The sequence below is a fragment of the Acinetobacter baretiae genome, from assembly GCF_015627105.1.
Taxonomy (GTDB): Bacteria; Pseudomonadota; Gammaproteobacteria; order Pseudomonadales; family Moraxellaceae; genus Acinetobacter; species Acinetobacter baretiae.
On the sequence record NZ_VTDM01000008.1, the window covers coordinates 101,158 to 125,174 of the forward strand.

At 38.4% G+C, this 24,017-nt stretch carries 21 protein-coding genes and 1 pseudogene; 4 read left to right on the forward strand and 18 right to left on the reverse strand.

Features of this window, described 5'->3' with window-relative positions; all coding sequences use genetic code 11:
* Positions 1 to 96: 96 nt before the first annotated feature.
* Positions 97 to 1,977: a tRNA uridine-5-carboxymethylaminomethyl(34) synthesis enzyme MnmG gene (gene mnmG / locus I2F17_RS03955; protein ID WP_211139134.1), complete on the forward strand. Its 1,881-nt coding sequence runs from the start codon at positions 97 to 99 to the stop codon at positions 1,975 to 1,977.
* A 46-nt stretch (positions 1,978 to 2,023) separates the two neighbouring features.
* On the opposite strand, the gene I2F17_RS03960 is transcribed toward mnmG, so the two are convergent.
* From I2F17_RS03960 to ppsA, 12 genes are all read right to left on the reverse strand, one after another.
* Positions 2,024 to 3,016, reverse strand: coding sequence for a helix-turn-helix transcriptional regulator (locus I2F17_RS03960; RefSeq protein ID WP_196422692.1), 993 nt, complete (start codon positions 3,014 to 3,016; stop codon positions 2,024 to 2,026).
* A 95-nt stretch (positions 3,017 to 3,111) separates the two neighbouring features.
* Entirely contained in the window at positions 3,112 to 4,557 is a 1,446-nt protein-coding gene (dnaB, locus tag I2F17_RS03965; RefSeq protein WP_196422693.1) for a replicative DNA helicase, read from the reverse strand.
* A 154-nt stretch (positions 4,558 to 4,711) separates the two neighbouring features.
* Positions 4,712 to 5,158 (reverse strand): 50S ribosomal protein L9, encoded by a 447-nt coding sequence (gene rplI, locus I2F17_RS03970; protein WP_211139135.1) that lies wholly within the window; start codon positions 5,156 to 5,158, stop codon positions 4,712 to 4,714.
* Positions 5,159 to 5,166: 8 nt separating this feature from the next.
* A complete protein-coding gene (gene rpsR / locus I2F17_RS03975) occupies positions 5,167 to 5,394 on the reverse strand; it encodes a 30S ribosomal protein S18 (RefSeq protein ID WP_092748871.1) in 228 nt (75 codons plus the stop codon).
* An 11-nt stretch (positions 5,395 to 5,405) separates the two neighbouring features.
* Complete coding sequence (rpsF, locus tag I2F17_RS03980; protein ID WP_196422695.1) at positions 5,406 to 5,795, reverse strand: 30S ribosomal protein S6; 390 nt, start codon at positions 5,793 to 5,795, stop codon at positions 5,406 to 5,408.
* A gap of 186 nt (positions 5,796 to 5,981) precedes the next feature.
* Entirely contained in the window at positions 5,982 to 6,860 is an 879-nt protein-coding gene (gene cyoE, locus I2F17_RS03985) for a heme o synthase (protein WP_196422696.1), read from the reverse strand.
* A gap of 10 nt (positions 6,861 to 6,870) precedes the next feature.
* Complete coding sequence (locus tag I2F17_RS03990) at positions 6,871 to 7,197, reverse strand: cytochrome o ubiquinol oxidase subunit IV (protein ID WP_211139136.1); 327 nt, start codon at positions 7,195 to 7,197, stop codon at positions 6,871 to 6,873.
* The gene (cyoC, locus tag I2F17_RS03995; protein ID WP_196422698.1) at positions 7,194 to 7,814 is read right to left on the reverse strand and encodes a cytochrome o ubiquinol oxidase subunit III; all 621 of its coding nucleotides are present in this window, start codon (positions 7,812 to 7,814) and stop codon (positions 7,194 to 7,196) included. Before cyoC ends, I2F17_RS03990 begins: the two co-directional genes overlap by 4 nt.
* 3 nt (positions 7,815 to 7,817) lie before the next feature.
* Entirely contained in the window at positions 7,818 to 9,812 is a 1,995-nt protein-coding gene (gene cyoB, locus I2F17_RS04000) for a cytochrome o ubiquinol oxidase subunit I (protein ID WP_196422699.1), read from the reverse strand.
* Between the two features lie 3 nt (positions 9,813 to 9,815).
* On the reverse strand, positions 9,816 to 10,856 hold the full coding sequence (gene cyoA, locus I2F17_RS04005; RefSeq protein ID WP_196422700.1) for a ubiquinol oxidase subunit II: 1,041 nt from the start codon (positions 10,854 to 10,856) through the stop codon (positions 9,816 to 9,818).
* Between the two features lie 282 nt (positions 10,857 to 11,138).
* Positions 11,139 to 11,861 carry an RDD family protein gene (locus I2F17_RS04010; protein ID WP_211139137.1) on the reverse strand — a complete coding sequence of 241 codons (723 nt, stop codon included), beginning with the start codon at positions 11,859 to 11,861 and terminating at the stop codon, positions 11,139 to 11,141.
* A 64-nt stretch (positions 11,862 to 11,925) separates the two neighbouring features.
* Positions 11,926 to 14,304 carry a phosphoenolpyruvate synthase gene (gene ppsA, locus I2F17_RS04015; protein ID WP_211139138.1) on the reverse strand — a complete coding sequence of 793 codons (2,379 nt, stop codon included), beginning with the start codon at positions 14,302 to 14,304 and terminating at the stop codon, positions 11,926 to 11,928.
* A gap of 156 nt (positions 14,305 to 14,460) precedes the next feature.
* Between ppsA and ppsR the strand changes: the two genes are divergently transcribed.
* On the forward strand, positions 14,461 to 15,297 hold the full coding sequence (gene ppsR / locus I2F17_RS04020) for a posphoenolpyruvate synthetase regulatory kinase/phosphorylase PpsR (RefSeq protein ID WP_196422703.1): 837 nt from the start codon (positions 14,461 to 14,463) through the stop codon (positions 15,295 to 15,297).
* Between the two features lie 43 nt (positions 15,298 to 15,340).
* On the opposite strand, the gene folE2 is transcribed toward ppsR, so the two are convergent.
* Together folE2 and I2F17_RS04030 are read right to left on the reverse strand one after the other, a co-directional pair.
* The gene (folE2, locus tag I2F17_RS04025; protein WP_213014427.1) at positions 15,341 to 16,213 is read right to left on the reverse strand and encodes a GTP cyclohydrolase FolE2; all 873 of its coding nucleotides are present in this window, start codon (positions 16,211 to 16,213) and stop codon (positions 15,341 to 15,343) included.
* A gap of 57 nt (positions 16,214 to 16,270) precedes the next feature.
* Positions 16,271 to 16,978 carry a YcbK family protein gene (locus I2F17_RS04030; protein WP_235985911.1) on the reverse strand — a complete coding sequence of 236 codons (708 nt, stop codon included), beginning with the start codon at positions 16,976 to 16,978 and terminating at the stop codon, positions 16,271 to 16,273.
* A gap of 477 nt (positions 16,979 to 17,455) precedes the next feature.
* Here I2F17_RS04030 and ahpF point away from each other — a divergent pair, with 477 nt between their 5' ends.
* Positions 17,456 to 19,021 carry an alkyl hydroperoxide reductase subunit F gene (gene ahpF, locus I2F17_RS04035; protein WP_196422705.1) on the forward strand — a complete coding sequence of 522 codons (1,566 nt, stop codon included), beginning with the start codon at positions 17,456 to 17,458 and terminating at the stop codon, positions 19,019 to 19,021.
* A 104-nt stretch (positions 19,022 to 19,125) separates the two neighbouring features.
* Here ahpF and I2F17_RS04040 read toward each other — a convergent pair whose 3' ends face one another.
* From I2F17_RS04040 to I2F17_RS04055, 4 genes are all read right to left on the reverse strand, one after another.
* Positions 19,126 to 19,902, reverse strand: coding sequence for a DODA-type extradiol aromatic ring-opening family dioxygenase (locus I2F17_RS04040; RefSeq protein WP_196422706.1), 777 nt, complete (start codon positions 19,900 to 19,902; stop codon positions 19,126 to 19,128).
* Between the two features lie 22 nt (positions 19,903 to 19,924).
* Positions 19,925 to 20,404 (reverse strand): 23S rRNA (pseudouridine(1915)-N(3))-methyltransferase RlmH, encoded by a 480-nt coding sequence (rlmH, locus tag I2F17_RS04045; protein WP_196422707.1) that lies wholly within the window; start codon positions 20,402 to 20,404, stop codon positions 19,925 to 19,927.
* Between the two features lie 120 nt (positions 20,405 to 20,524).
* Positions 20,525 to 22,954, reverse strand: a complete 2,430-nt coding sequence (gene lon, locus I2F17_RS04050) for an endopeptidase La (protein WP_211139140.1) — start codon at positions 22,952 to 22,954, stop codon at positions 20,525 to 20,527.
* 143 nt (positions 22,955 to 23,097) lie between these two features.
* Positions 23,098 to 23,667 carry a 5-formyltetrahydrofolate cyclo-ligase gene (locus I2F17_RS04055; RefSeq protein WP_196422709.1) on the reverse strand — a complete coding sequence of 190 codons (570 nt, stop codon included), beginning with the start codon at positions 23,665 to 23,667 and terminating at the stop codon, positions 23,098 to 23,100.
* Between the two features lie 247 nt (positions 23,668 to 23,914).
* On the opposite strand from I2F17_RS04055, the pseudogene I2F17_RS04060 reads away from it, so the two are divergent.
* Positions 23,915 to 24,017: pseudogene (locus tag I2F17_RS04060) on the forward strand (IS982 family transposase); the annotation flags it as partial.

A 24,017-nucleotide genomic window follows, 5' to 3' on the forward strand; every position in this document is an offset into this window, starting at 1 on the left:
GCATTGGGTTAGATGAAGCTTGATTGAGAATATATTTTTTTCTCATAAAATACTCTGATATAATGCTCGGTCTTTTCATTGCCGATGTTTATAATTATGCATTATCCAAAAGTTTACGATGTTATCGTGATTGGTGGTGGTCATGCGGGTACCGAAGCTGCACTTGCTGCTGCACGTATGGGACGCCAGACTTTACTTCTAACCCATAATATTGAAACTTTGGGACAGATGAGTTGTAATCCTGCTATTGGTGGTATTGGTAAATCTCATTTAGTCAGAGAAATTGATGCTCTTGGTGGTGCAATGGCACTAGCAGCAGATCAAGGCGGTATACAATTTCGTATTTTAAACTCTAGAAAAGGTGCCGCAGTTCGCGCAACACGTGCTCAAGCAGATCGTATTTTATATAAAGCGGCGATTCGTCATACTTTAGAAAATCAACCAAATTTAGATATTTTTCAGCAAGCTGCAGATGATATTATTGTTGAAGGCGACACAGTTAAAGGCGTAGTTACTCAAATGGGTATTCGCTTTGACACAAAAACGGTTGTTTTGACCACAGGGACTTTTTTAGGTGGTGTTATTCACATTGGTTTGCAAAAATCAAGTGGTGGACGCGCAGGTGATCCACCGTCTATTGCTTTGGCATCTCGTTTAAGAGAGCTGAACTTACCTGTAGGTCGTTTAAAAACAGGTACGCCTCCACGTATCGATGCACGTTCTGTCGATTTTTCTGTGATGACTGCACAGCCAGGTGATTTTCCGTCACCAACAATGTCATTTATGGGCAATGCTTCGATGCACCCAGAGCAAGTCAATTGCTATATCACACATACCAATGAACAAACACATGAAATCATTCGCCAAGGCCTAGATCGTTCCCCAATGTACACTGGGGTAATTGAAGGTGTTGGGCCACGATATTGTCCATCAATTGAAGATAAAATACATCGTTTTGCCGATAAAGATTCACATCAAGTCTTTATTGAGCCTGAGGGTTTGACTACCCATGAGTTATATCCAAATGGAATCTCGACATCTTTACCATTTGACGTGCAATTTCAATTGGTTCGATCTATTCGTGGTATGGAAAATGCACATATTTTGCGACCGGGCTATGCCATTGAGTATGACTATTTTAATCCTCAAGCACTTAAAATGACTTTAGAAACTAAGGCGATCCAAAATCTATATTTTGCAGGTCAAATTAATGGTACAACAGGTTATGAAGAAGCAGGTGCACAAGGGCTTCTTGCGGGGTTAAACGCTGCACGCCGTGCATGGGATCAAGAACAATGGGCACCACAAAGAGATCAAGCCTATATGGGTGTACTCGTGGATGATCTCATTACTTTAGGAACAAAAGAGCCTTATAGAATGTTTACATCTCGTGCAGAATATCGTTTGATGCTGCGCGAAGATAATGCAGATCAACGTTTAACTAAAATTGGCCGTGAGCTTGGCTTGGTTGATGATGTGCGTTGGGCTGCTTATTGTGAAAAAATGGAAGCAGTTGAGTCTGAAATGGCAAGATTAAAACATTTATGGGCAGCACCGAATAACCCGATGGGTAAAAAGTTTGTTGATTTGACGGGTGCTGACTTAAGTAAAGAGTGTAGTGCGATTGATTTATTAAAACGTCCAAAAATCGATTTTTCTCATATTGCTGAATTAACGGGTTCAACAGTGTCTGCGCAAGTGGGTGAACAAATTGAAATTGCTGTAAAATATGCAGGTTATATTGATCGTCAGCAAGAAGATGTTGCACAACTTAAACGTTTGGAAGAAACAAAAATCCCTGAAGATTTTGACTATGATATTGTCTCTGGCTTGTCTCGTGAGATTACACAAAAGTTAAAAACAGTACGTCCTGAAACATTGGCACAAGCGAATCGTATACCGGGAGTAACACCTGCCGCTGTACAATTGATTATGATTACAGTACGCAAAAATCATTTTAAACAAAAAAGTGCTTAACATTTAACATGACCATACTTTAAAAACTGCTCTATATGGGCAGTTTTTATTGTTCATAGACTTCTTTAGCCACATTGGCTGGAGCAATATATGAAATACGTTTACCAAAGCTTCTAAGCCACCATACCAATTGCGATGTAAATGGAACCGTTGCAGTGACTTGAGTGGTATATTCATCGATCATTTCTAATGTTTGATCTTTACTTAAGGGGCTTTCATAGAACATTTGTGAAATACTATGATCCATATGTAGTTCTAAATGTATGTTTTGAGTAGGTTTGTTGAGCTCAACTCTAAAGCCTAAAGCGCCAGACTCGATATATTCATCAATATTGAAATTGGCAGGGTGTAATGCCCGAATATCTAATACTTTGGTGAATGAAAATCGATGTAATGCAAATGTTTGTATATCTGAGTGATCTTGGCGTGTACAGATCAGATAAATAACTGCCCCTTTTTGTACCAATGCAAGGGGATTGAGGATGTATTTTTTGTCTTGTGAGGGATTGGTTCTACTACGATATACAGCCTCAATTTGCTTGTCTTGTAATAAGCCTTCATAAATAGCTTGTTGGGCTTTTTTATCAACAATAGGAGGAATCAATGGCTGAGTTGCAGGTACAATTCTGACACGATTAATCCACTGGCGTGCATTATTTTGTTCAGATAAACTTTGCCTTGCCAAATCAAACCACGGGTTCATTTCCTCAATCAGACTTGGTGGCAATAAATGCTTTAAATGGTCTTCGACCATCATAAACGTGACCGCTTGCGAGCTTGTCATATGTGGTAGGCTCTGAATAGGGGCATCATCTCGCCAACGCCAACCTTGAGGAACTTCTTTATTTTTTTCTATAGGAAACCGTTCAGACAGTTGGTTCAGATCTCGTTGTATGGTTCGCATACTCACGTCAATACCATCTCGCTGTAATATGGATTCGAGCTGTCGAGTGCCTATCCATTTTCCTGTCGTGAGATGCGATAAAATTTGCCACTGTCTGTATAAGCTATTAGATGTTTCTTTTTCTTGTGTAGGCATACGAAATAAATAGATATGATCATGCTAAATTTTCAGATAATCATACCTTAATTTAATGTGATAGGGCTATATACAATGTGAAATTTCTCACGTACTTACTCATCATCATCAAATTGATTGTAGTATTCTGGTGATAAGTTACCAAAACGAGTATATTGCCCTTCAAATGATAATCTCACGGTTCCAATCGGGCCATTACGTTGTTTGCCAATAACAATTTCAGCTGTACCGGCTTCTTTAGATTCTTTATTGTAAACTTCATCCCGATAAATAAACATAATTAAATCTGCATCTTGCTCAATTGCCCCAGATTCCCGTAAATCTGACATAACTGGACGTTTATTTGGTCTATTTTCTAAGCTTCGATTGAGCTGTGAAAGCGCAATGACAGGGCAGTTCATTTCTTTAGCGAGAGCTTTTAAGCTTCGAGAAATTTCGGAAATTTCCCCCACACGGTTATCACCCATTCCAGGAACTTTCATAAGTTGTAGATAATCGACCATAATACAACCGATTTTACCATCATGTTGTTTAGCAATACGTCTAGCTCTGGATCGAAGCTCTGTAGGGGGGAGGGCTGATGAGTCGTCAATATAAAGTAGTTTTTCTTGAAGTTGTAAGATGCTCGCAGTGACTTTAGACCATTCATCATCATCTAATTTTCCAGAGCGTAAATGGCCTTGGTGTATTTTACCAATCGATGAAATCATACGCATAGCGATGGAATCTGCAGGCATTTCCATGGAAAATACAAGTGCAGGTAAATTGCTGTTGAATAATACACTTTCGACAAGATTCATTGCAAAGGTTGTTTTACCCATAGATGGACGTGCAGCAACAATAATAAGATCACCTGCTTGCATACCTGACGTTTTATTGTCTAATTCAATAAACCCTGTAGAAAGCCCTGTGATACTACCTTCAAGCTGTGACAATTCATCTAATTTATTAAATACACTCGATACAACAGCCGTAATTGGTTTTGGGCCTACAGATTTTTTATTATTATTATGTTGTTCTGTAATGGAAAAAATATTACTTTCTGCGATGTCTAATATATCAGATACGCTACGCCCTTTTGTGTCATAGGCATTAATTAAAATTTCATTGCCTGCTTTAATCATATGGCGCAGTGTGGAAAATTCTTTAATTTTTTGAGCGTAGGTTTCTAAGTTGTAAAAACTAGATGGTGAGTCAGACATGAGCTGCATTAAATAGCTTTCGCCACCAATACTTTCAATAAGTTTTTGATTGGTTAACCAATCATGTACAAGTACTGCATCGTAAGGAGAGTTCATTTGAGCAAGTTTTTCAATGGCTCTAAAAATATATTTGTGTCGTGTGGCATAAAAGTCATTTTCTTCTAAAATATCACTGACTTGTTCAAATGACTCAGCAACTGTCATTAGTGCTGTGAGTACAGCTTGTTCTATAGATAGGTTATGTGGTGGTGTACGTAACTCTTTAATTTGGCTACTTGTTTTTTGTTCAGAAGGGATGTTGGTAGACTGCTCTGAGTTTTTGGCATTTGCCTGAGACATAAAAAAACCTTGTGCTGACAAATTGTTAAAATAAAAGGCAGATAGAAGCGGATTGAGATTATAAGTTTTTATAGGATTAAAAACTAGTATTACGAATAATTTTAGCGATCAAAAAAAAGAGCATGCAGATGCATGCTCTTTTTAGACTGAAAACTTACTCAGAAACGATAGTTACGAGTACGTCTGCAGAAACGTCATGATGTAATTGAATAGCGATGTTGAATTCACCAGTATGACGAAGTGCGCCATTTGGTAAGCGTACTTCCGCACGATCAACACTTAAGCCAGCATTTGTTAATGCATCAGCAATATCACGAGTACCAATTGAACCGAAGAGTTTACCTTCATCACCAGCTTTTGCTGTGATAACGATATTTACTTCGTCTAATTGATCAGCACGTGCTTGTGCTGCGCCAAGTACTTCAGCTTCTTGCTTTTCTAGTTCAGCACGACGTGCTTCAAAAGCAGCAGTATTTGCTTCGGTTGCAGCAACCGCTTGACCTTGAGGGATCAAATAGTTACGGCCGTAACCTGCTTTTACTGAAACTTTGTCACCTAGTTTTCCAAGGTTTTTAATACGTTGTAATAAGATAACGTCCACAGCTCACCTCACTTATGGTTGTCAGTGTACGGAATCAAAGCCAAGAAACGAGCTTGTTTGATGGCAAGCGCTAGTTGGCGTTGATAGCGTGCTTTAGTACCAGTGATACGGCTAGGAACAATTTTGCCGTTTTCAGTGATGTACTGCTTTAAAGTATCGATATCTTTATAGTCGATGTATGCAACTTTCTCTGCTGTGAAGCGACAGAACTTGCGACGACGGTAAAAACGTGCCATGTGTGTTCTCCTTATGCTTCAGCAGAGTCTTGAGTTGAATGTTGTGCTTCTTCACGCTGTGCTTTACGAGCACGCTTTTCTTCAGCACTCTTTGCAAGCAAAGATTCTTCTGTGATTGCGCTGTCACGACGAATAACGACATTACGGATAATGGCATCGTTGTAACGGAACAATTCATTTAATTCGTCAAGTGTAGTTTGACCACATTCAACGTTCATTAAAATGTAATGTGCTTTATGAATTTTATTGATAGGGTATGCCAATTGGCGACGGCCCCAATCTTCTAAGCGGTGAATTTGACCTTCAGCTTCTTTAATGTGAGAGATATAGCGTTCAACCATACCTACCACTTGATCGCTTTGGTCAGGATGTACCAAAAGTACGATTTCGTAGTGACGCATTGTCAGCTCCTTACGGATTGTGCAGCCTCTTTATTCATAGAGGCAAGGAGTCATACTAATTAGTTTAGTATGTCGCATAAGCGAAGCGAGATACTAAAGGAATTTGATTTTTTTTTCAAGTCATGTATGAAAAATCGATGGAAATAAGATAAAAATAGAGTGTTCGTCCACTCTATTTTGATTGCTCTAAAACAAAGGTAGTTGAGGAGCGGGAGATTGGTAACTGAAACTTAAGCTAATACTTAAAGCTGTGATTAAAATCACCGAATAAAGAAAATAGCGTTTTGCCCACAGTTGATCATCTTTTGTTTTAAAACCAATAATCGATAAATAAATCCAATAAGCACATAGGGTATTGAATGTAATTAAGAAAAATATATTTGTATAATTAAAACAATATAGACCATTGAGAACTGCTGTAAATAAAAGTACGTAAATAAAAGATTCTATTTTTGTACGTTTAATTGAGCGTGCAACAGGTAGGATAGGAATGTTTGCATTTTTGTAGTCATCAAAGCGATAAATAGCTATACCCCAAGAATGTGGCATTTGCCATAAACCATACGCTAAAAATACAAGTAGTGCCGCAATATCAAAAGAATGGGATACAGCAGTATAGCCAACAACAGGTGGACAAGCCCCTGAGATACTACCAATCACTGTTTGGTGAATAGATGTGCGTTTTGACCAAAGACTATAGAAAAATACATACACAATAAAACCAAGTACAGCCGCTCCAAATGCATAAATATTTGTAAACACCCATAACATCGTTAAACCACATACACCTAAAATAAATGCATAAATGAGTGCAGCAGTGGGAGAGATGGTTTTTGTCACCAATGCACGATTTTGTGTGCGGTGCATTTTATGATCGATGTCTTGGTCGATAAAATTATTGATAACACAGCCCGATGCCACAACCAAACTTGTGCCAATGAGTGTGACGAAGAGGAGAAGGATATCTATGTTTCCTTGGGCGGCTAGGAAGAAGCCACCCAAGGTAGTAACGAAGTTACCAAAGATAATCCCTGGTTTTGTCAGGATTATATATTTTTTCAGCATGACGACCAGTTTAGATCATCATGTTGTAGTGAAGATAATTCATTACCCATACAGAACCAATCAGCAAGATTGCGATCGTTAAGATGGTATAAATGAAAGCAATTACATTCCAGCGTTGCTCTTCTGATGCATTCATATGCAAGAAAAAGATTAACTGAACAAGAATTTGGATAATTGCAGTAATTCCCACCACAGAAAGAAGAAATGTTCTACTAAAACCACCTGTCATCACCATACCAAAAGGCAGGATAGTTAAGATGATCGATAGAATGAAGCCAATTGTATATTGCTTCATACTTCCATGTGATGCACCAGAGGCGTGATTATCATGACTCATGAGATAGCTCCCATTAAGTAAACAACACTAAATACACAAATCCATACGATGTCTAAGAAGTGCCAAAAAAGGCTTAGACAAGCTAGACGACGTGTATTTGGCAAAGTTAAACCATTTTTCTTAATCTGCAGCATTAAAATAATCATCCAGACAATACCAGATGTTACGTGAATACCGTGAGTACCCACCAGTGTAAAGAATGCAGATAAGAAAGCACTATGTGTTGGTCCATGCCCAGCTTCAACAAGGTGATAGAACTCGTAAAGTTCCATACCAATAAAGGCCATACCAAATAAACAGGTGATCATAAGCCAAGTTAAAACACCATTTACATTGTTTTTATACCGTGCAAGCACAGCAAAGCCAAATGTAACTGACGAAATAAGCAGGGCAAACGTTTCAACCAAAACGAAGCTTAAAGATTCGCTAAATAACTCATGTGGTGTTGGCGTTCCAGCTGGAATATGTGATTGTAAAACCACGTATGCAATGAAGAGCGTACCGAAAAGCACAAGATCGCTCATCAAGTAAGTCCAGAAACCAAATACAGTAATGTCTGTATCGTCATGATGATGTTCATCATGACTATTGTTTCCGTGATGAAGTACTTCAGCCATGTTTTAGTCCTTCTTCAAGTGTTTTTCTAAAATGGCAAAGCGTTCATTTTCGATACGCTCAACTTCAGCAGCAGGAACGTAATAGTCCACTTTCTTAGTGTTACTACTATTGATTAAAGTAATAATAGTTGCTACGAAAGAAACAATTACAAGCCACCAAATATGCCAAATCAGCGCAAAACCTAAAAGAGTGATCAATATTGCCATAATAAAGCCAGCAGAGCGGTTTGTAGGCATATGAACATCTTCATATTTTGCAGGTTTGTTATAAGCAACACCATTTTCTTTATCTAACCAAAAACGATCGATGTGTTCGCCTTGTGGTAAATATGCAAAGTTATAAAAAGGTGCTGGTGACGATGTTGACCATTCAAGTGTACGGCCATCACCCCATGCATCACCTGTGTAATCCATGTTGTCTTTGCGTTGTAAGAAGCCAACAACGATTTGCATAATAAAACATGCGATCGCTAATGCAATAAGAACAGCACCAATCATCGCAATTGCAAGATATGGTGTCCATTCTGGGTTGTCATAAGTACTTAAGCGACGTGTCATACCCATGAAACCGAGGATATATAACGGCATAAATGCAAAATAGAAACCGATGAACCATAACCAAAATGATGCTTTGCCCCATGCTTCGTTGAGTTTCCAACCAAACATTTTTGGCCACCAAAATACAATACCTGCAAATAGTCCAAATACGACACCACCAATAATTACGTTATGGAAGTGAGCGATTAAGAATAATGAGTTATGTACCAAGAAATCGGCTGGTGGTAGAGCCATTAATACGCCTGTTAGACCACCAATACCAAAAGTGACTAAGAAGCCTAAAGTCCATAGCATAGGTGAGGTATACGTAATACGACCTTTGTACATGGTAAAGAGCCACGAGAAAATTTTAACCCCTGTTGGGATTGCAATAACCATGGTCATAATACCAAAGAATGCATTCACGTTTGCACCTGCACCCATCGTAAAGAAGTGGTGTAACCAAACGATTAACGACAGTACAGCAATTGCTAGTGTTGCGTAAACCATGGTTTTATAACCAAACAATGCTTTACGTGCAAACGTAGGTACAATTTCAGAGTAAATACCAAAAGCAGGTAGTACTAAGATGTACACTTCAGGGTGACCCCATGTCCAAATCAAGTTCACATAGAGCATTGCACTACCGCCAAGCTCATTGGTGAAGAAATGGAAATCAAAGTAACGGTCAAGTGTGAGCATTGCAATGGTTGCTGTCAGTACAGGGAATGTTGCAACAATCAGGATACATGTTGCTAAAATTGTCCATGTAAAGATAGGCATATCCATGAGTTTCATGCCAGGCGTACGCATTTTTACGATTGTTACAAGGAAGTTTACCCCTGTAAGTAACGTGCCTAGCCCTGAAATTTGCAATGACCAAATCCAATAGTCGACACCAACACCTGGTGAGTATTGAATACCTGATAATGGTGGATAAGCAAGCCAACCTGTTGCACCGAACTCACCAAGTACGAGTGATGCCATAATTAGCGCTGCAGCACCTGCAAATAACCAAAAGCTAAATTGGTTAAGAATTGGAAAGGCAACGTCGCGTGCACCAATTTGTAATGGTACAACGATGTTCATTAAGCCAACAACAAGACCCATTGCCACAAAGAAGATCATAATTACACCATGTGCGGTGAAAATTTGATCGTAGTGGTCTGGGTGTAAATAGCCTGTACCGCCACTCCCTGCAAGGAATAGTTGTAAACGCATCATAAATGCATCTGCAAAACCACGCAGTAACATGACAACGGATACAATGATATACATGATACCAATTTTTTTATGGTCTACAGATGTCGCCCACTCTCTCCACAGATATCCCCATTTTTTGAAGTAGGTGATTCCTGTAAATAGAGTAATAGCACCAAGCGCCATAATGATTGCGGTAACAATTACGATGGGTTCTTTTGGAATAGCACCCCATCCAAGTTTACCTAATAGCATCTCCATGTTTTATTCTCCTGCAGAGGCTGCATGTTGCATATTTGCTTGAGAAGAACCCTGAGAACCATAGTAGTTACTCATGTATTTATTAATAACTTTTTTAAATAAATCTGGTTCAACTGAAGAATAGTATGTCACAGGATGTGGCTTCGTTGGGTAAGGGCCCATACGTTCAGCTTGTTCGGCAATTTCTTTTTGTTTAGGTGTTCTTGCATCCATTAACATAGCTTCGATTTGGTGATGCGAACGTTCACCATCGCGTAGCGCTTGTAATGTTGCAAAATCTAAAGTGCCTTTTTGTTCAGCTGATGTATTGTTTTCGATACCTTTACCAGCTTGAATGTCACTTACCCATTTTTTAAAGTCAGTTTCAGTCACACTATGTGCTTTAAAGTACATTTGTGAGAAACCATAGCCATTGTAGTTTGAAGCGAAACCACGGAATATACCAACTTCATTCGCGAGAACATGTAGGTGAGTCTGCATACCTGCCATTGCATATATTTGACCTGCCAACTGTGGAATGAAGAAAGACGTCATTGTAAAGTCAGAAGTGATATGAAAGTGCACCGGTGTTTGTTCAGGGAAACGCAGTTCGTTAACCGTTGCAATTTTTTGCTCAGGATATACAAATACCCATTTGAACGGTTCTGCGATCACTTGAATATCTACAGGTTTCTTATCAGATTCTGCATCAAGCGGTCTATATGGATCGTACTGGTGAGAGCCCCACCATGCCATCCAAGCCAATATAGCGATAATAATAATAGGTATGCCCCAAACAACGATTTCAATCGCAGTTGAGTGCGCCCATGTCGGTTTATAGTCTGCATCTTTATTTGACGCGCGATATTTCCAACCAAACCAAAGAGCCATAATAATCGATGGAATGACCACCAATAGCATTAGGTAAATTGCAGTCATCATTAAGCCGCTTTGGCCTGCTGCAACTGGACCTTTTGAGTTTAGAAGTACTAAATCACCACCACACCCACTGAGAAGTGCAGAAATCACAGATAAAGACAATACAGCTAATATTGTTTGTCTCATTTTACAACCTCGGTGAAGAGAGCCCATGTATATTGGATTATAACTATGGGATAGCGATTATAGTGACGGTAACTTTATCATTAAATATTTAAAGTCTATTACACCGCTACTTTATAGGGCATTATGCCTCATATTAATCAACTACGCTACATTCAGAGGCTTTAAAGTTAGGAGTTTTAAATCCAACAGTTTAAGTTGGATTTAAAGCAATCCTATGTATATATGTATATATAATAGTGACTTATTGTTATTTTACGTTTTTTTTAAAGGTATTTTTTTTGTTTAATTTTTGTTCATACGAATCACTTTTGTTTTGGCTAAGCGATCATGTAATGCTTGACGATTTTTTCCAAGAGCGAAAGCATAGTCAATAATACTCATTAAAGGGCTTGAAAGAAGATTAAATACAATAAAAAATACACTACGAATAAGAAAAATACGGGTAAGTGGGACTTTTTCATCAGTTTTTTGGTCAATAATTTTTATTTTAGTGATCATTTTTCCAAGACTTTGCCCATACTTATTGAGCAAGAATGCTTGAATTGCTAAAACAATAATTACGTATATAAACATGGCAAACCAGGCTTGGCTTGGTATTAACTGAATGAGTTGCTCTTGTGCTGCTGTACTAAATCCATTTCCTAAAGATTCTATTTGCTTGGCATTTTCTTCACTAATGAAAAATGAAGGGACAATGAGTGCGGACAATAAAATGAGCATGTCTACGATTTTAGCAACGGCTCGAGATGAAATACTCGCTAGTTCAAGAGTTGTATGCGTTGATTGTTTGGTTTGAATAGGTTCGTTTTCATTGCTGTATTGGTAACCTTGAGGGAGGTATTGTAGCTGCCCACGGGTGAGTTCTCCGAGAGTTTTCCACTCAGTCATGCCTTGATGCCATACCAAATCAGTCAGTAAAATCTGTTGATCTTGGAGCATTTGATTGAGTTGCTCTAGGGAGTATGGTCCAGCTTGCTGACTATTTCGAGCCAAATAAATTTGCATAAAACTATAATCTCATTAAAAAAGACCCTTGAAAGGGTCTTTTTTAACACGTTTTTAAGATAACTTAAAGAGATTTACTGTCTTGTTTGGCAAGGAAGAACCATGTATCTAACACCGAGTCTGGGTTTAGTGATACAGATTCAATGCCTTGTTCCATCAGCCAATATGCAAGATCTGGGTGATCAGATGGGCCTTGACCACAAATACCTACATATTTATTTGCTTTTTTACAGGCTTGAATGGCCATAGAAAGCAATACTTTAACAGCAGCATCTCGTTCATCAAATAATTGTGAAACAATGCCTGAGTCACGATCTAGGCCGAGTGTGAGCTGTGTTAAGTCGTTTGAGCCGATAGAGAAACCATCGAAATGTTCTAAAAACTGATCTGCAAGCAATGCATTGGTTGGTAGTTCACACATCATAATGACTTTTAAGCCATTTTCACCACGATGTAGGCCATTTTCAGCCAATAATTCAATCACTCTTTTGGCTTCATTGACTGTACGAACAAAAGGAATCATGATTTGTACGTTAGTTAAGCCCATTTCATCGCGTACTTTTTTCAGTGCACGACATTCAAGCTCGAAACAATCACGGAAGTTTTCAGAGACATAACGACTTGCACCACGAAAACCAAGCATTGGGTTTTCTTCTTCAGGTTCGTAAAGTTTACCCCCAATTAAGTTGGCGTATTCATTCGATTTAAAGTCAGACATGCGAACAATGACAGGTTTGTCATGAAAAGCAGAGGCTAGCGTTGCGATTCCTTCGACTAATTTTTCAACATAGAAGTCAACTGCAGAAGGATAACCTGCAATGCGTGCAGAAATCGTTGATTTAACTTCTCTTGGTAGACTTTCTAAGTTGAGCAATGCTTTAGGGTGTACACCAATCATTCGATTAATGATGAACTCTAAACGTGCAAGACCAATTCCTGCATTTGGAATTTGAGCAAAGTCAAATGCACGATCTGGGTTACCAACATTCATCATGACTTTAAATGGAAGTGCTGGCATAGAGTCAATGGTATTACGTTGAATATCAAAGTTGAGTTGACCTTCGTAAATAAAACCTGTGTCACCCTCTGCACAAGAGACGGTAACATCCTGACCTTCGCTGAGTAATTCTGTTGCATTGCCACAGCCGACAATCGCAGGGACACCTAGCTCACGTGCAATGATGGCAGCATGACATGTACGACCACCACGGTTAGTAATGATGGCAGATGCACGTTTCATGACTGGTTCCCAATCAGGATCCGTCATGTCTGAAACAAGGACATCACCTGGTTGAACTTTGTCCATTTCATCAATTGAAGTGACAATGCGAACTTTACCTGCACCGATTCTTTGGCCAATTGAGCGACCTTCAGCCAATACATTGCCTTTTTCTTTTAATAGGTAACGTTCCATCGTACTTACGTTTTGACGGCTTTTAACGGTCTCTGGACGCGCTTGAACAATGTATAAGCGGCCGTCATCTCCATCTTTTGCCCACTCGATGTCCATTGGAGCACCGTAGTGTTTTTCGATGATCATGGCTTGTTTTGCAAGTTCGTGTAATTCTTCATCTGTGAGAGAGAATTGTTGGCGCTCTGGTTTTTCGACGTCAACAATAGAGACAGATTTACCTGCTGAAGCTTCTTCGCCATAAATCATTTTTTGGTGTTTTGAGCCTAGGTTACGGCGTACAACAGCATGTTTTTGAGCAGTAAGAAGAGGTTTAGATAGATAAAACTCATCGGGGTTAACAGCACCTTGTACAACCATTTCACCAAGGCCGTAAGATGATGTAATAAACACCACATCTCTAAAACCTGATTCGGTATCTAGAGTAAACATGACACCCGCTGCTCCTGTTTCAGAGCGTACCATACGCTGAATACCTGCAGACAGTGCAACGAGTTTGTGATCAAAGCCTTGATGAACACGGTAGGCAATAGCTCGGTCATTAAATAGTGATGCAAACACTTCTTTAATGGCAATCAAGACGTTGTCAATGCCGCGAATATTTAAGAATGTTTCTTGTTGACCTGCAAAAGAAGCATCTGGTAGATCTTCTGCGGTTGCAGATGAACGTACAGCGACAGCAATATCTGCATTACCACTTGCAAGGGTACTAAATGCGTTTCGAACATCTTTTTCAAGTGATGCAGTGAGTGGTGTTTCAATAATCCATTGGCGGATTTGAGCACCTGTTTGAGTCAGTGCCTGAATATCATCAACGTCTAGTGCGTCTAGAGCTGTTTGAATTTTTGAGTTAAGACCACTTTGCTCAAGAAATTCACGATATGCTGCTGCGGTTGTTGCAAAACCTCCCGGTACAGATACACCAGCACTAGAAAGATGACTAATCATTTCCCCCAAAGATGAGTTTTTCCCACCTACGAGTTCAACATCATGCTTTCCTAATTTTTCTAGACCAATTACGCGCGATTCCAAAGTAGCTTCTCCACTTTTGCAGTATATTATTTGTTCGCTAGTATCTTAATAGAGTAAAGTTTTTGGCTTTTTTACTCGAAGCCATACATACTTGTATCAGATGGGGCTTACTATAAAGAATATAGCCGATGATGACAAATATTTGAGGAGCTTTTCATGCCTGAAAATCAACAAATTGAAAGAAGTGTGTTCTTTATTTCTGATGGAACGGCAATTACTGCTGAAACTTTAGGCCATTCGTTATTGGCTCAGTTTCCAAATGTAAAATTTAATGTACATATTATTCCTTACATTTCATCTGAAGAAGATGCTTTAAAAGTGGTACAAGAAATTAATGCATGTCAGCAAGTTGAAGGGGAGTTACCCCTAGTATTTGATACGTTGGTTAACCCGCATGTACGAGAAATTATCAATACAGCCAATGCAGTCAATTTAGATGTTTTTGAAGGTATGATTAGTAAACTTGAACAAGAATTAAAAACTGCACCAACGAGTTTAATCGGACAAACGCATGCAGTGATCGATTCTGAATATTATAAAGCTCGTATTGATGCTGTACATTTTGCTTTAGATAATGATGATGGTGCACGTACTCGACATTATGATAAAGCAGATATTATTTTAATTGGGGTTTCTCGTTCAGGGAAAACACCAACGGCCATTTATTTGTCATTACAATTTGGAATACGTGTAGCCAATTATCCACTCACAGAAGAAGATCTTGACGATAATCGTTTACCTAAAGTATTGCGTGAACATAAGTCTAAGCTGTTTGGTTTAATGATAGATGCTGACCGCTTGGTTGCGATCCGAACGGAAAGAAAAGCGGGCAGCCGCTATGCCAGTTATAACCAGTGTCAAATGGAGCTTAGAGCCATTGAAGGAATTTATATTTCTGAAGGTATTCCATTTTTAAATGTTTCTGAAATGTCGATTGAAGAAATTTCTACACGAGTGTTACAAATCACAGGTTTAAAACGTCGTATTAGTTAATCTTTACAACATAAGTGTTTTGTTATTTATTGAGCTCATCAGTTTAACCAATGGTGTGATCTAAATAAGCCACAGCATTATGTGAGTGTAGGCTTTCATAATGCGTAACTTTAATACTCCATGCACTATAAGACGTTTTTAAGGTCTGTCCAATGCGCCGTGCTGCATCTTCTACAAACATTAAATTTTCTCCATTGCGCTGTGCAAAAGCTTGTTCATCAGCACGTTTAACCGCTGTTTGAGTGGCTGTTTGCAGTGTATTTTCAATATTTTGAATCAGTTGATATAAATTAATTTCTGTTTCACTATGAATAGTTACTGAAGCTGTACTGCGTTGACTGTGTGGTGTGGCCTGACTACCATATTTTGAAATCCAGTGCAGAATATCTTCTTTTTTGATGTGATGAGCGGTTTTAAAATCATGGTCAAATTGATCTTGAATCATGTGTCTAGAAAGTGCGGCTGAACATGGACATGTGGATGAATATTCAATATGTACCGTATAAGACAAGGTCAAGGTATCTTGGTTAAGATTTGCTTGTATGTAAATAGGATAAGCTTTCCAACCACTAATTATTGGGGTTTTGAGTGCTTGATGTTGTATTGGTAATTTAAAGTGTAAATTTAAACGAGCTTGATTGGTTTGGTCTTTTTGGTGTGTTTGAATGATTCGATGGAGATGTGTTTTGATTGCACAGGCTGTAATTGTGGTGAGCTGTTGAAGTTGTAAATATACTCTAGACATATGAATGCCTTTGACCTGTGCGTTGGGCAAATTAATATAAATATCAACATCACTGAGCACGGTTTGATGGTTTAGAGTAAGCGGCAAAGAAATTTTTTCCATGCCCACCCAGTTGAGTGGGACTTGGTATTGAGGTTCTTGTTGTTTCGAAATATCTGGAATATTGATCATAGGTTAGTCATACATTTTATGTAATGTTATAATATAACATAAAATGTATGGGTTGAATTAAGGAATGGCTTCACCACATAAAGAGGTGCGCCAACTATGGTTGTAGCCCCATGTTCTAAATCCTAAAGTATCTATATGAATCTGTCCCGATTCATAAATTCCAATGCCCATATTGTAATTCTTACCTTGTGTTTGCCAAAAACGGCATAAGGCAATTTTCGTTTGTTGAATAGTATAGCTGTCTTCAGGTGTCGGGTTTTCAGGCCCAATTCTAAAATCTATGGCTGAATTTTTAACATGGCTTGAATTTTTAGCTCCTCCAGCACAAGCATTTAAAAAAGGTGATCTGTAGCTTGAAGTCACCTCAATATTATTTGCAGAAATAATGCCTTGTTCTTTGAGTGTTTTAAAAAGTTGTAAAGTAGGAATAGCATAGTCCCAGACGTTTGGTGGTGGGACGTTATATTCGCTATCATTACAGTTTTGCCAATCTCTAGCAGAACGTAGCATCTGAAAATCAGGAACAATAAATTCAACGTTTTTTTGTTTTAAATAACTTTTGTATTGATTTAAACGCTGTTGGTTTTGTCCTTGATTCAGCCAATAAGTGTAGGTAGTTGGTTGTAATGTTGTGGTTACTTTGAGTATTGGGGGGGTAGTTAAGGTTGGAGGGGTTGTTGTGGGTGTTAATGGGACTTCAATGCTAGGAACCACAACTTTGGATACAGTGACAGGCGAATGGGGCTGTGATACACATGCGCTCAATGCACTGATACAAATTGAACTGATGAAAGTGTATGTATATTTTCTTTGCATAGAGACTAAGGTAAGCTGATTCTTTTGCTTGTTATGTTATAACAACGAAAAATGGAATGTCGTATATTTATGTATTGATTTTTAAATAGGTGTGCCTTTTACTGTTTTTAAAGCGCAATGTATGGGTGTCGACTTGTGCGATTGTTTTGATGGTGTGTGAGTTGTGTTTAATCTGATCATAATGAGCCTGATGATGCAACTGAGTGAAATCATCGATTTATTGTATATTTGAAGATATATTTGCATATAATGCGTAGAATTTTAAGATTATCTTATTGATTTATATTTTATTCTTCTTACATAAGATGAATCTTTTATAGTGATTAGAAAAACCGATTATAACTATAAAAATATACTGTTTTGACTATATGTTAAATTTAGTTAGTATGTTTGCAAGTACAGAAAAACTCCCTCGGAGACATACAAATGTTAGATCAAAATATTAAAGCGCAACTAAAAAGCTATCTTGAGCGTTTGGAAAGTCCAATCGAATTGGTTGCATCTTTAGATGAATCAGATAAAGCAATTAAAATTAAAGAATTGGTTATAGAGGTTGCAGAGCTTTCTGATAAAGTGATTGCTCGTTTAGATGGTCAAAATTCACGCCGTCCAAGCTTTGGTATTGCAAAATCAGGTGAAGAGCCAAGAGTTTATTTTGCAGGCTTACCTATGGGGCATGAATTTACATCATTAATTTTGGCATTGTTACAAGTTTCAGGTTATCCTCCTAAAGTATCGGATGAGCTACTTGCACAAATTAAGGGTTTAAATTTAAAAGCAAACTTTGATGTTTTTGTTTCATTGACGTGTCACAACTGTCCCGATGTTGTACAAGCATTAAACTTAATTGCTGTGAACAATCCAAATACAACAGCAACCATGATTGATGGTTCTTTCTTCCAAGATGAAGTTGAACAACGTAAAATTATGGCTGTACCTATGGTCTTTCAAGACAATGAACATATTGGCCAAGGCCGTATGACATTGGAAGAAATTATTGCAAAATTAGATACACATTCTGTTGAAAAAGAAGCTGAAAAATTAAATGCGAAAGACGCGTTTGATGTTTTAGTTGTCGGTGGTGGCCCTGCAGGTGGTACGGCAGCAATCTATGCTGCACGTAAAGGGATCAAAACAGGGATTGTTGCAGAACGTTTTGGTGGTCAAGTGATGGACACCATGGATATTGAAAACTTTACAACGGTACAACGTACAGTTGGGCCAAAATTTACCAGTGACATGGAAGCACATGTTCGAGAATATAATGTAGATATTATGAATCTACAGCGTGTAAAAAGTTTAACGGGTGCAGATCAAACAGCCAATGGGTTAGTCTCACTTGAGCTTGAAAGTGGCGCTATACTTGAATCTAAAACTGTGATTTTATCTACAGGCGCGCGATGGAGAGAGTTAAATGTACCGGGCGAAGTAGAATATCGTACACGTGGTGTGGCATATTGTCCTCACTGTGATGGTCCTTTATTTAAAGGTAAACATGTTGCGGTCATTGGTGGTGGTAACTCAGGTGTTGAAGCGGCAATTGATTTAGCAGGTATTGTAGAGCATGTAACGCTGATCGAATTTAGTGATACATTGCTTGCAGATCAAGTTTTACAAGATAAATTACACAGCCTGCCAAACAGTACAGTGATTAAAAGTGCACTTACCACTGAAGTTTTAGGCGATGGTAGTCAAGTAACAGGCTTAAAATATAAAGACCGTACGACAGACCAAGAGCATGTGGTTAATCTTGCAGGTATTTTTGTGCAAATTGGTCTATTGCCAAATACAGACTTCTTAAAAGCAAGTGACGTAGAGCTATCACCACGCGGTGAAGTTGTAATTGATAGTCGTAACGAAACCAATGTAAAAGGTGTATTTGCCGCAGGTGACTGTACGACAGTACCGTATAAGCAAATTATTATTGCAACGGGTGAGGGTGCAAAAGCGTCATTATCAGCATTTGACTATATTATTCGTTCAGGTCAATAATCTAAAATATGTAAAAAAGCCAAAGCATTGTCTTTGGCTTTTTTGTGAATATAGATCAGCGTGCTGTAGTGTTTCGATGACATGATAGTTTTTTACTAAACTCGTTAATCAAAACGATAAATGTCCATTCCTAAAGATCCCATAGAAAAACTACTGTGTACAACACTCAATGTTTTGCCTGTGCCCATGGCAAAAAAGAGTGGTGCAAAGTGCTCTAAACTTGGATGATTTTTTTCCACATAGGGTAGACTTTTCCAATCAAGCACCTGTTCTTGATTGCCTTGTTGTAATTGTTGCACTACGTGATTTCTAAATGTAGATGCCCATGTTGGAATAGGTGCAGGAGATTCGTGCCAATTGAGTTCACTGAGGTTGTGGGTAATACTTCCTGATCCAATAAGAAGTATTTGTTCATGTCTTAACACAGAAAGAATTTCGCCAATATGATGTATTTCTTGTGCAGAGTAATGAATAGGTAATGATATTGTAATTACAGGAATATCTGCTTCAGGATACATATGTAATAAAGGCATCCATACGCCGTGATCTCGAGGGCGACTACTGTTTGCATGTGCTGTAATGTGATGTTCTGCAAATAAATTGAGTAGTCTTTCTGAAATATCAGTGGCTCCAGGCGCTGGATATTTAATTTTATAAATTAATTCAGGGAAACCACGAAAGTCGTGCCAAGTATTTGGTCTTGGTGATGTACTGACTTCGAGAACATGACTTTCCCAATGGGCAGACATCACAATAATAGCTTGAGGGCGAGGTAAATTCACACTTAAACGATGTAAAGCAGGGCCCACTTGCTCTGGATTGAGTGCAAGCATTGGTGAGCCATGTGAAATAAATAAACCAGGTAACGTATTTAAATGCATTATCCTCTCTCTTAATGATTATTTATGCACGATGATATGGGTGATTATGGTTAATGGTCATGCCTCTATATAATTGCTCAATCAGCATCACACGTACTAATGGGTGTGGTAATGTGAGTTTAGATAACGACCAGTGCCACAATGCTTTTTGTTTGACGGCTTGACTGAGTCCATCTGGCCCGCCAATCGCAAGCGCGATATCTTGCCCAGACAGCATCCATTCTTGCATCGTATGGGCCAATTTTTCAGTACTTAGTTCACGACCGTTCACTTCTAAGGCAATCAATGTCTCGTTGGGCTTGAGTGTAGATAAAATACTTTCACCTTCGGTTTGACAGTATTTTAAAATGTCTGCTTCTGAGTCATTTTTACCTCTTTTTGCCATAGGAAGTTCAATAAACTGTGTTTGTACAAATGGTTGAATGCGTTTGAGGTAATCTTCTACACCTGTGAGAACCCATGTTGGCATTTTTTGTCCGATAGTGAGTATTCTAATCTTCATAAGGCCTGATTGCGTAGTCTAAAATTAAAACGCAGTATAGCGAAAATAGAACAAGCGATAGAAGTTGAATCTAAAAAAATAAAGCCACTTTCAAAAGTGGCTTTATTTTTGATTTTACTGCTAGTGCCGTGTGACTTTAGGTGTAGTCACCGATTTGGTGATTGGAGTGGGTAGAGGTTTTGGCATTTCAGTGAGTGCCAATGGTAATACGTCATCAATGGTTTTTACGGCTCTAATGTCAAGACCTTCTTTGACATTATCGGGAATTTCAGCCAAATCTCGGACGTTATCTTGTGGGATAAATACCAATTGAATGCCACCACGATGTGCTGCAAGCAATTTCTCTTTTAAACCACCAATACGTAATGCATGACCACGTAAAGATGTTTCACCTGTCATAGCAATATCTGCACGAATAGGGATGCCTGTAAATGCAGACACTAATGCTGTTGTTAGCGCTAATCCTGCAGATGGTCCATCTTTTGGTGTAGCACCTTCTGGTAAATGTACATGCACATCTGTTTCTTCGAAACGACTTGCTTCAATACCTAGCTCATCGGCACGAGTACGTACGACAGTCATTGCTGCTGTAATAGATTCTTTCATGACATCACCAAGCGAACCTGTAGTAATGAATTTACCTTTACCTTTGACCGCAGCAACTTCAATCGTTAATAGTTCTCCGCCAACAGATGTCCAAGCGAGTCCATTAACACGTCCAATTTGTGCCTGTTCTTCAGCAATGCCATAATCGAACTTGTGCACACCTAAATAGTTTGGAAGATTTGTTGTATTCACTTCCGTTTCTAAATGCTTTGCTTTTTTACTCACAGCATCTTTAACAACTTTACGAGCAACTTTAGAAATTTCTCGTTGTAAGCTACGTACACCTGCTTCACGGGTATAGCGTTGTACAATGTCACGAATTGCCTCTTCGTGTATGGTAAGTTCTTTACCGCGTAGACCGTTATCTTTAATGGCTTTAGGCACAAGATAGCGTGATGCAATATTGACTTTTTCATCTTCGGTATAGCCCGGTAGACGAATTACTTCCATACGATCAAGTAGTGCTTCAGGAATATTCATACTGTTTGCTGTACAAATAAACATCACCTCTGAAAGATCAAGATCCAAGTCTAAATAATGGTCATTGAACTTATTGTTTTGTGATGGATCAAGTACTTCAAGCAAAGCAGATGAAGGATCACCACGGTAGTCTTGTGCCATTTTATCAATTTCATCAAGTAAAAATAGCGGATTTTTAACCCCTACTTTTGTTAATGATTGCACAATTTTCCCTGGCATCGCACCAATGTAAGTACGTCGATGACCGCGTATTTCAGCTTCATCTCTTACACCACCTAAAGCCATGCGCACAAATTCACGGCCAGTTGCTTTAGCAACAGATTCACCTAGAGAGGTTTTACCTACACCCGGTGGGCCAACAAGACATAAAATTGGACCACGAAGTTTTTTTACACGAGATTGAACAGCCAAGTATTCAACAATGCGCTCTTTAACTTCATCAAGTCCATAGTGGTCTTTATCTAAAATATCTTGAGCTTTGCTTAGATTAATGCTGACTTTACTGGCTTTATTCCAAGGTGTATCCAAAATGGCTTCTAGATAATTTCTGACCACAGCCGCTTCGCTCGATGCAGGTTGCATGGCTTTAAGCTTGCGAAATTCGGATTCCGCTTTTTTGCGAACGTGTTCAGGCAAGTCTGCTTCTGCAAGACGTTTTTCAAGTTCGGCAACTTCGTCTTCTGCACCGCCATTAATATCAGAAAGTTCACGTTGAATGACTTTCATTTTTTCATTCAGAAAGTATTCGCGTTGATTTTTTTCCATCTGGCGTTTTACATTGTCATGAAGACCTTGTTCAATTTGTTGTTCTTCAGACTGTTGCAATAAGTAGTGTGTCAGTTCTTTATAATGGCTATTAAAGTCATTGTATTCCAAGAATTTTTGCTTTGCTTCTATGGTCAGTGGCACACGTGTTGCAACAAAAAACAACAGTTGTTGTAGATCTTCAATTTTGTTTGCCGCAGCAATTAATTCACGTGAATTACGTAGTTTTGCTTCAGCGTATTGTGCAAATAGCCCTTGTAGCTCTTGTATCGATTTAGTTTGCGTTTCTTGATCGATGTTAACATCAATCGGGCTGATTGAATGTTCTGCGCTTAAGTAGTTATCATGTTCAATGATCGTTTTTAATTCAGAACGATGTAGGCCTTCAATCAATACTTTGATGCAATTTTCATCGTTTTCATGATTAACGACTTGTACAATCTTTGCAACGGTACCATATTGATAGAGGTTGTTTTGGTCTATATCTTCAGTCAATGAGTCTTTTTGAGCAACGACAAAAACCAAGTTGTCATTGCTACGAGCAACATCAACTGCTTGGATTGATTTTTCACGACCAACAAACAGTGCGATTTGCATGTGTGGATAAACGACCACATCACGAAGCGCCAACAGTGGCAATACATTTTGTATTGGGGTCGCTTCTTCGAAACCATCGTGATTTAAAATTTGTTCAGCCATGGGCACTCCTAATGAGTAACAACAACGTTGCTAAGTATCATTTTATAGTGAAGTGCTTTTGAAAAATTACAAGGGTATTTCAGATAAAAACGCTAAAAAAACACAGAAGTGCCTAAAAATAAAGCATTATTGTTGTGGTTGTGTTAAAAGCAATAGGTTTTGTTTACAGTATATAATGCATCAATTGGTTGATCCCACTTTTGTCTAGGAATTGGGCTAGCAATATATTGAAAAGCGTGTGCAATACCTAACCTATAGGGTAAATAAGGGGCAAAGCACAAAGTGCGATCGTAAAAGCCACCTCCCATGCCAATTCTTGTACCTAACGCATCACAGGCCAATAATGGTGTAACCACAAGATCTAAAATATGGATAAGTTTACCTCTTTGTTTAGGCTCATACATTCCTAGAGCGTGGCGACTAAATCTGTTTTGTATATATTGATTTTGAGTGATTTTTACCCAAACCAAATGTTTTTTTGAAGAAGAAATTTGAGGTAAATACACGGTTTTTTGATGTTTAAAACATTGCATAATGAGAAGGTGAGTGTGTACTTCTCCAAAAGCATGTAAATAAAGCCCTATATGTTGTGATTTTTTAAATATAGCAGAGCGGATGATACGCATACATATACGATGTTCGGTGCGTTGTTGTGTGCCACGTGATAGAGCTTTTCGCTGTTGTTTAAGCGCTTTTCGTTGTATGTCTTGCATATGAACTAGCATTGATGACTAAAGTTTAAATAAATAGGTGATGTAAATATATGGTTGTTTGAGATTTGATTTTGATTCTGTTTTTACGGTAAGTCAAGTGAACGATTTTGATGTGTGTGATTGATTTTCCTGTGTAAATGTATTTGACCGATAATTAACCCGAATCCTGTTTAAGGATTTATTTGAAAAAGCCAAGGATTAGAGCCATAAGTTGAGTTACTAGACACGACTTACCACTCTAATCCTCATGACTGATATTACTGCTTTATTCTGTACCATTGATGATTTTTTTATAAAATTTGAATCCACTTATTTGAAATTTCTAAAACAGAATCAATACTTCAAACGAA

What these genes read in the sequence shown, in the direction of transcription:
- mnmG (WP_211139134.1), top strand. Translation starts at nt 97, where the DNA reads ATGCATTATCCAAAAGTTTACGATGTTATCGTGATTGGTGGTGGTCAT.
- I2F17_RS03960 (WP_196422692.1), bottom strand. Translation starts at nt 3,016, where the DNA reads ATGCCTACACAAGAAAAAGAAACATCTAATAGCTTATACAGACAGTGG.
- dnaB (WP_196422693.1), bottom strand. Translation starts at nt 4,557, where the DNA reads ATGTCTCAGGCAAATGCCAAAAACTCAGAGCAGTCTACCAACATCCCT.
- rpsR (WP_092748871.1), bottom strand. Translation starts at nt 5,394, where the DNA reads ATGGCACGTTTTTACCGTCGTCGCAAGTTCTGTCGCTTCACAGCAGAG.
- rpsF (WP_196422695.1), bottom strand. Translation starts at nt 5,795, where the DNA reads ATGCGTCACTACGAAATCGTACTTTTGGTACATCCTGACCAAAGCGAT.
- cyoE (WP_196422696.1), bottom strand. Translation starts at nt 6,860, where the DNA reads ATGCTGAAAAAATATATAATCCTGACAAAACCAGGGATTATCTTTGGT.
- I2F17_RS03990 (WP_211139136.1), bottom strand. Translation starts at nt 7,197, where the DNA reads ATGAGTCATGATAATCACGCCTCTGGTGCATCACATGGAAGTATGAAG.
- cyoC (WP_196422698.1), bottom strand. Translation starts at nt 7,814, where the DNA reads ATGGCTGAAGTACTTCATCACGGAAACAATAGTCATGATGAACATCAT.
- cyoB (WP_196422699.1), bottom strand. Translation starts at nt 9,812, where the DNA reads ATGGAGATGCTATTAGGTAAACTTGGATGGGGTGCTATTCCAAAAGAA.
- cyoA (WP_196422700.1), bottom strand. Translation starts at nt 10,856, where the DNA reads ATGAGACAAACAATATTAGCTGTATTGTCTTTATCTGTGATTTCTGCA.
- I2F17_RS04010 (WP_211139137.1), bottom strand. Translation starts at nt 11,861, where the DNA reads ATGCAAATTTATTTGGCTCGAAATAGTCAGCAAGCTGGACCATACTCC.
- ppsR (WP_196422703.1), top strand. Translation starts at nt 14,461, where the DNA reads ATGCCTGAAAATCAACAAATTGAAAGAAGTGTGTTCTTTATTTCTGAT.
- folE2 (WP_213014427.1), bottom strand. Translation starts at nt 16,213, where the DNA reads ATGATCAATATTCCAGATATTTCGAAACAACAAGAACCTCAATACCAA.
- ahpF (WP_196422705.1), top strand. Translation starts at nt 17,456, where the DNA reads ATGTTAGATCAAAATATTAAAGCGCAACTAAAAAGCTATCTTGAGCGT.
- I2F17_RS04040 (WP_196422706.1), bottom strand. Translation starts at nt 19,902, where the DNA reads ATGCATTTAAATACGTTACCTGGTTTATTTATTTCACATGGCTCACCA.
- rlmH (WP_196422707.1), bottom strand. Translation starts at nt 20,404, where the DNA reads ATGAAGATTAGAATACTCACTATCGGACAAAAAATGCCAACATGGGTT.
- lon (WP_211139140.1), bottom strand. Translation starts at nt 22,954, where the DNA reads ATGGCTGAACAAATTTTAAATCACGATGGTTTCGAAGAAGCGACCCCA.
- I2F17_RS04055 (WP_196422709.1), bottom strand. Translation starts at nt 23,667, where the DNA reads ATGCAAGACATACAACGAAAAGCGCTTAAACAACAGCGAAAAGCTCTA.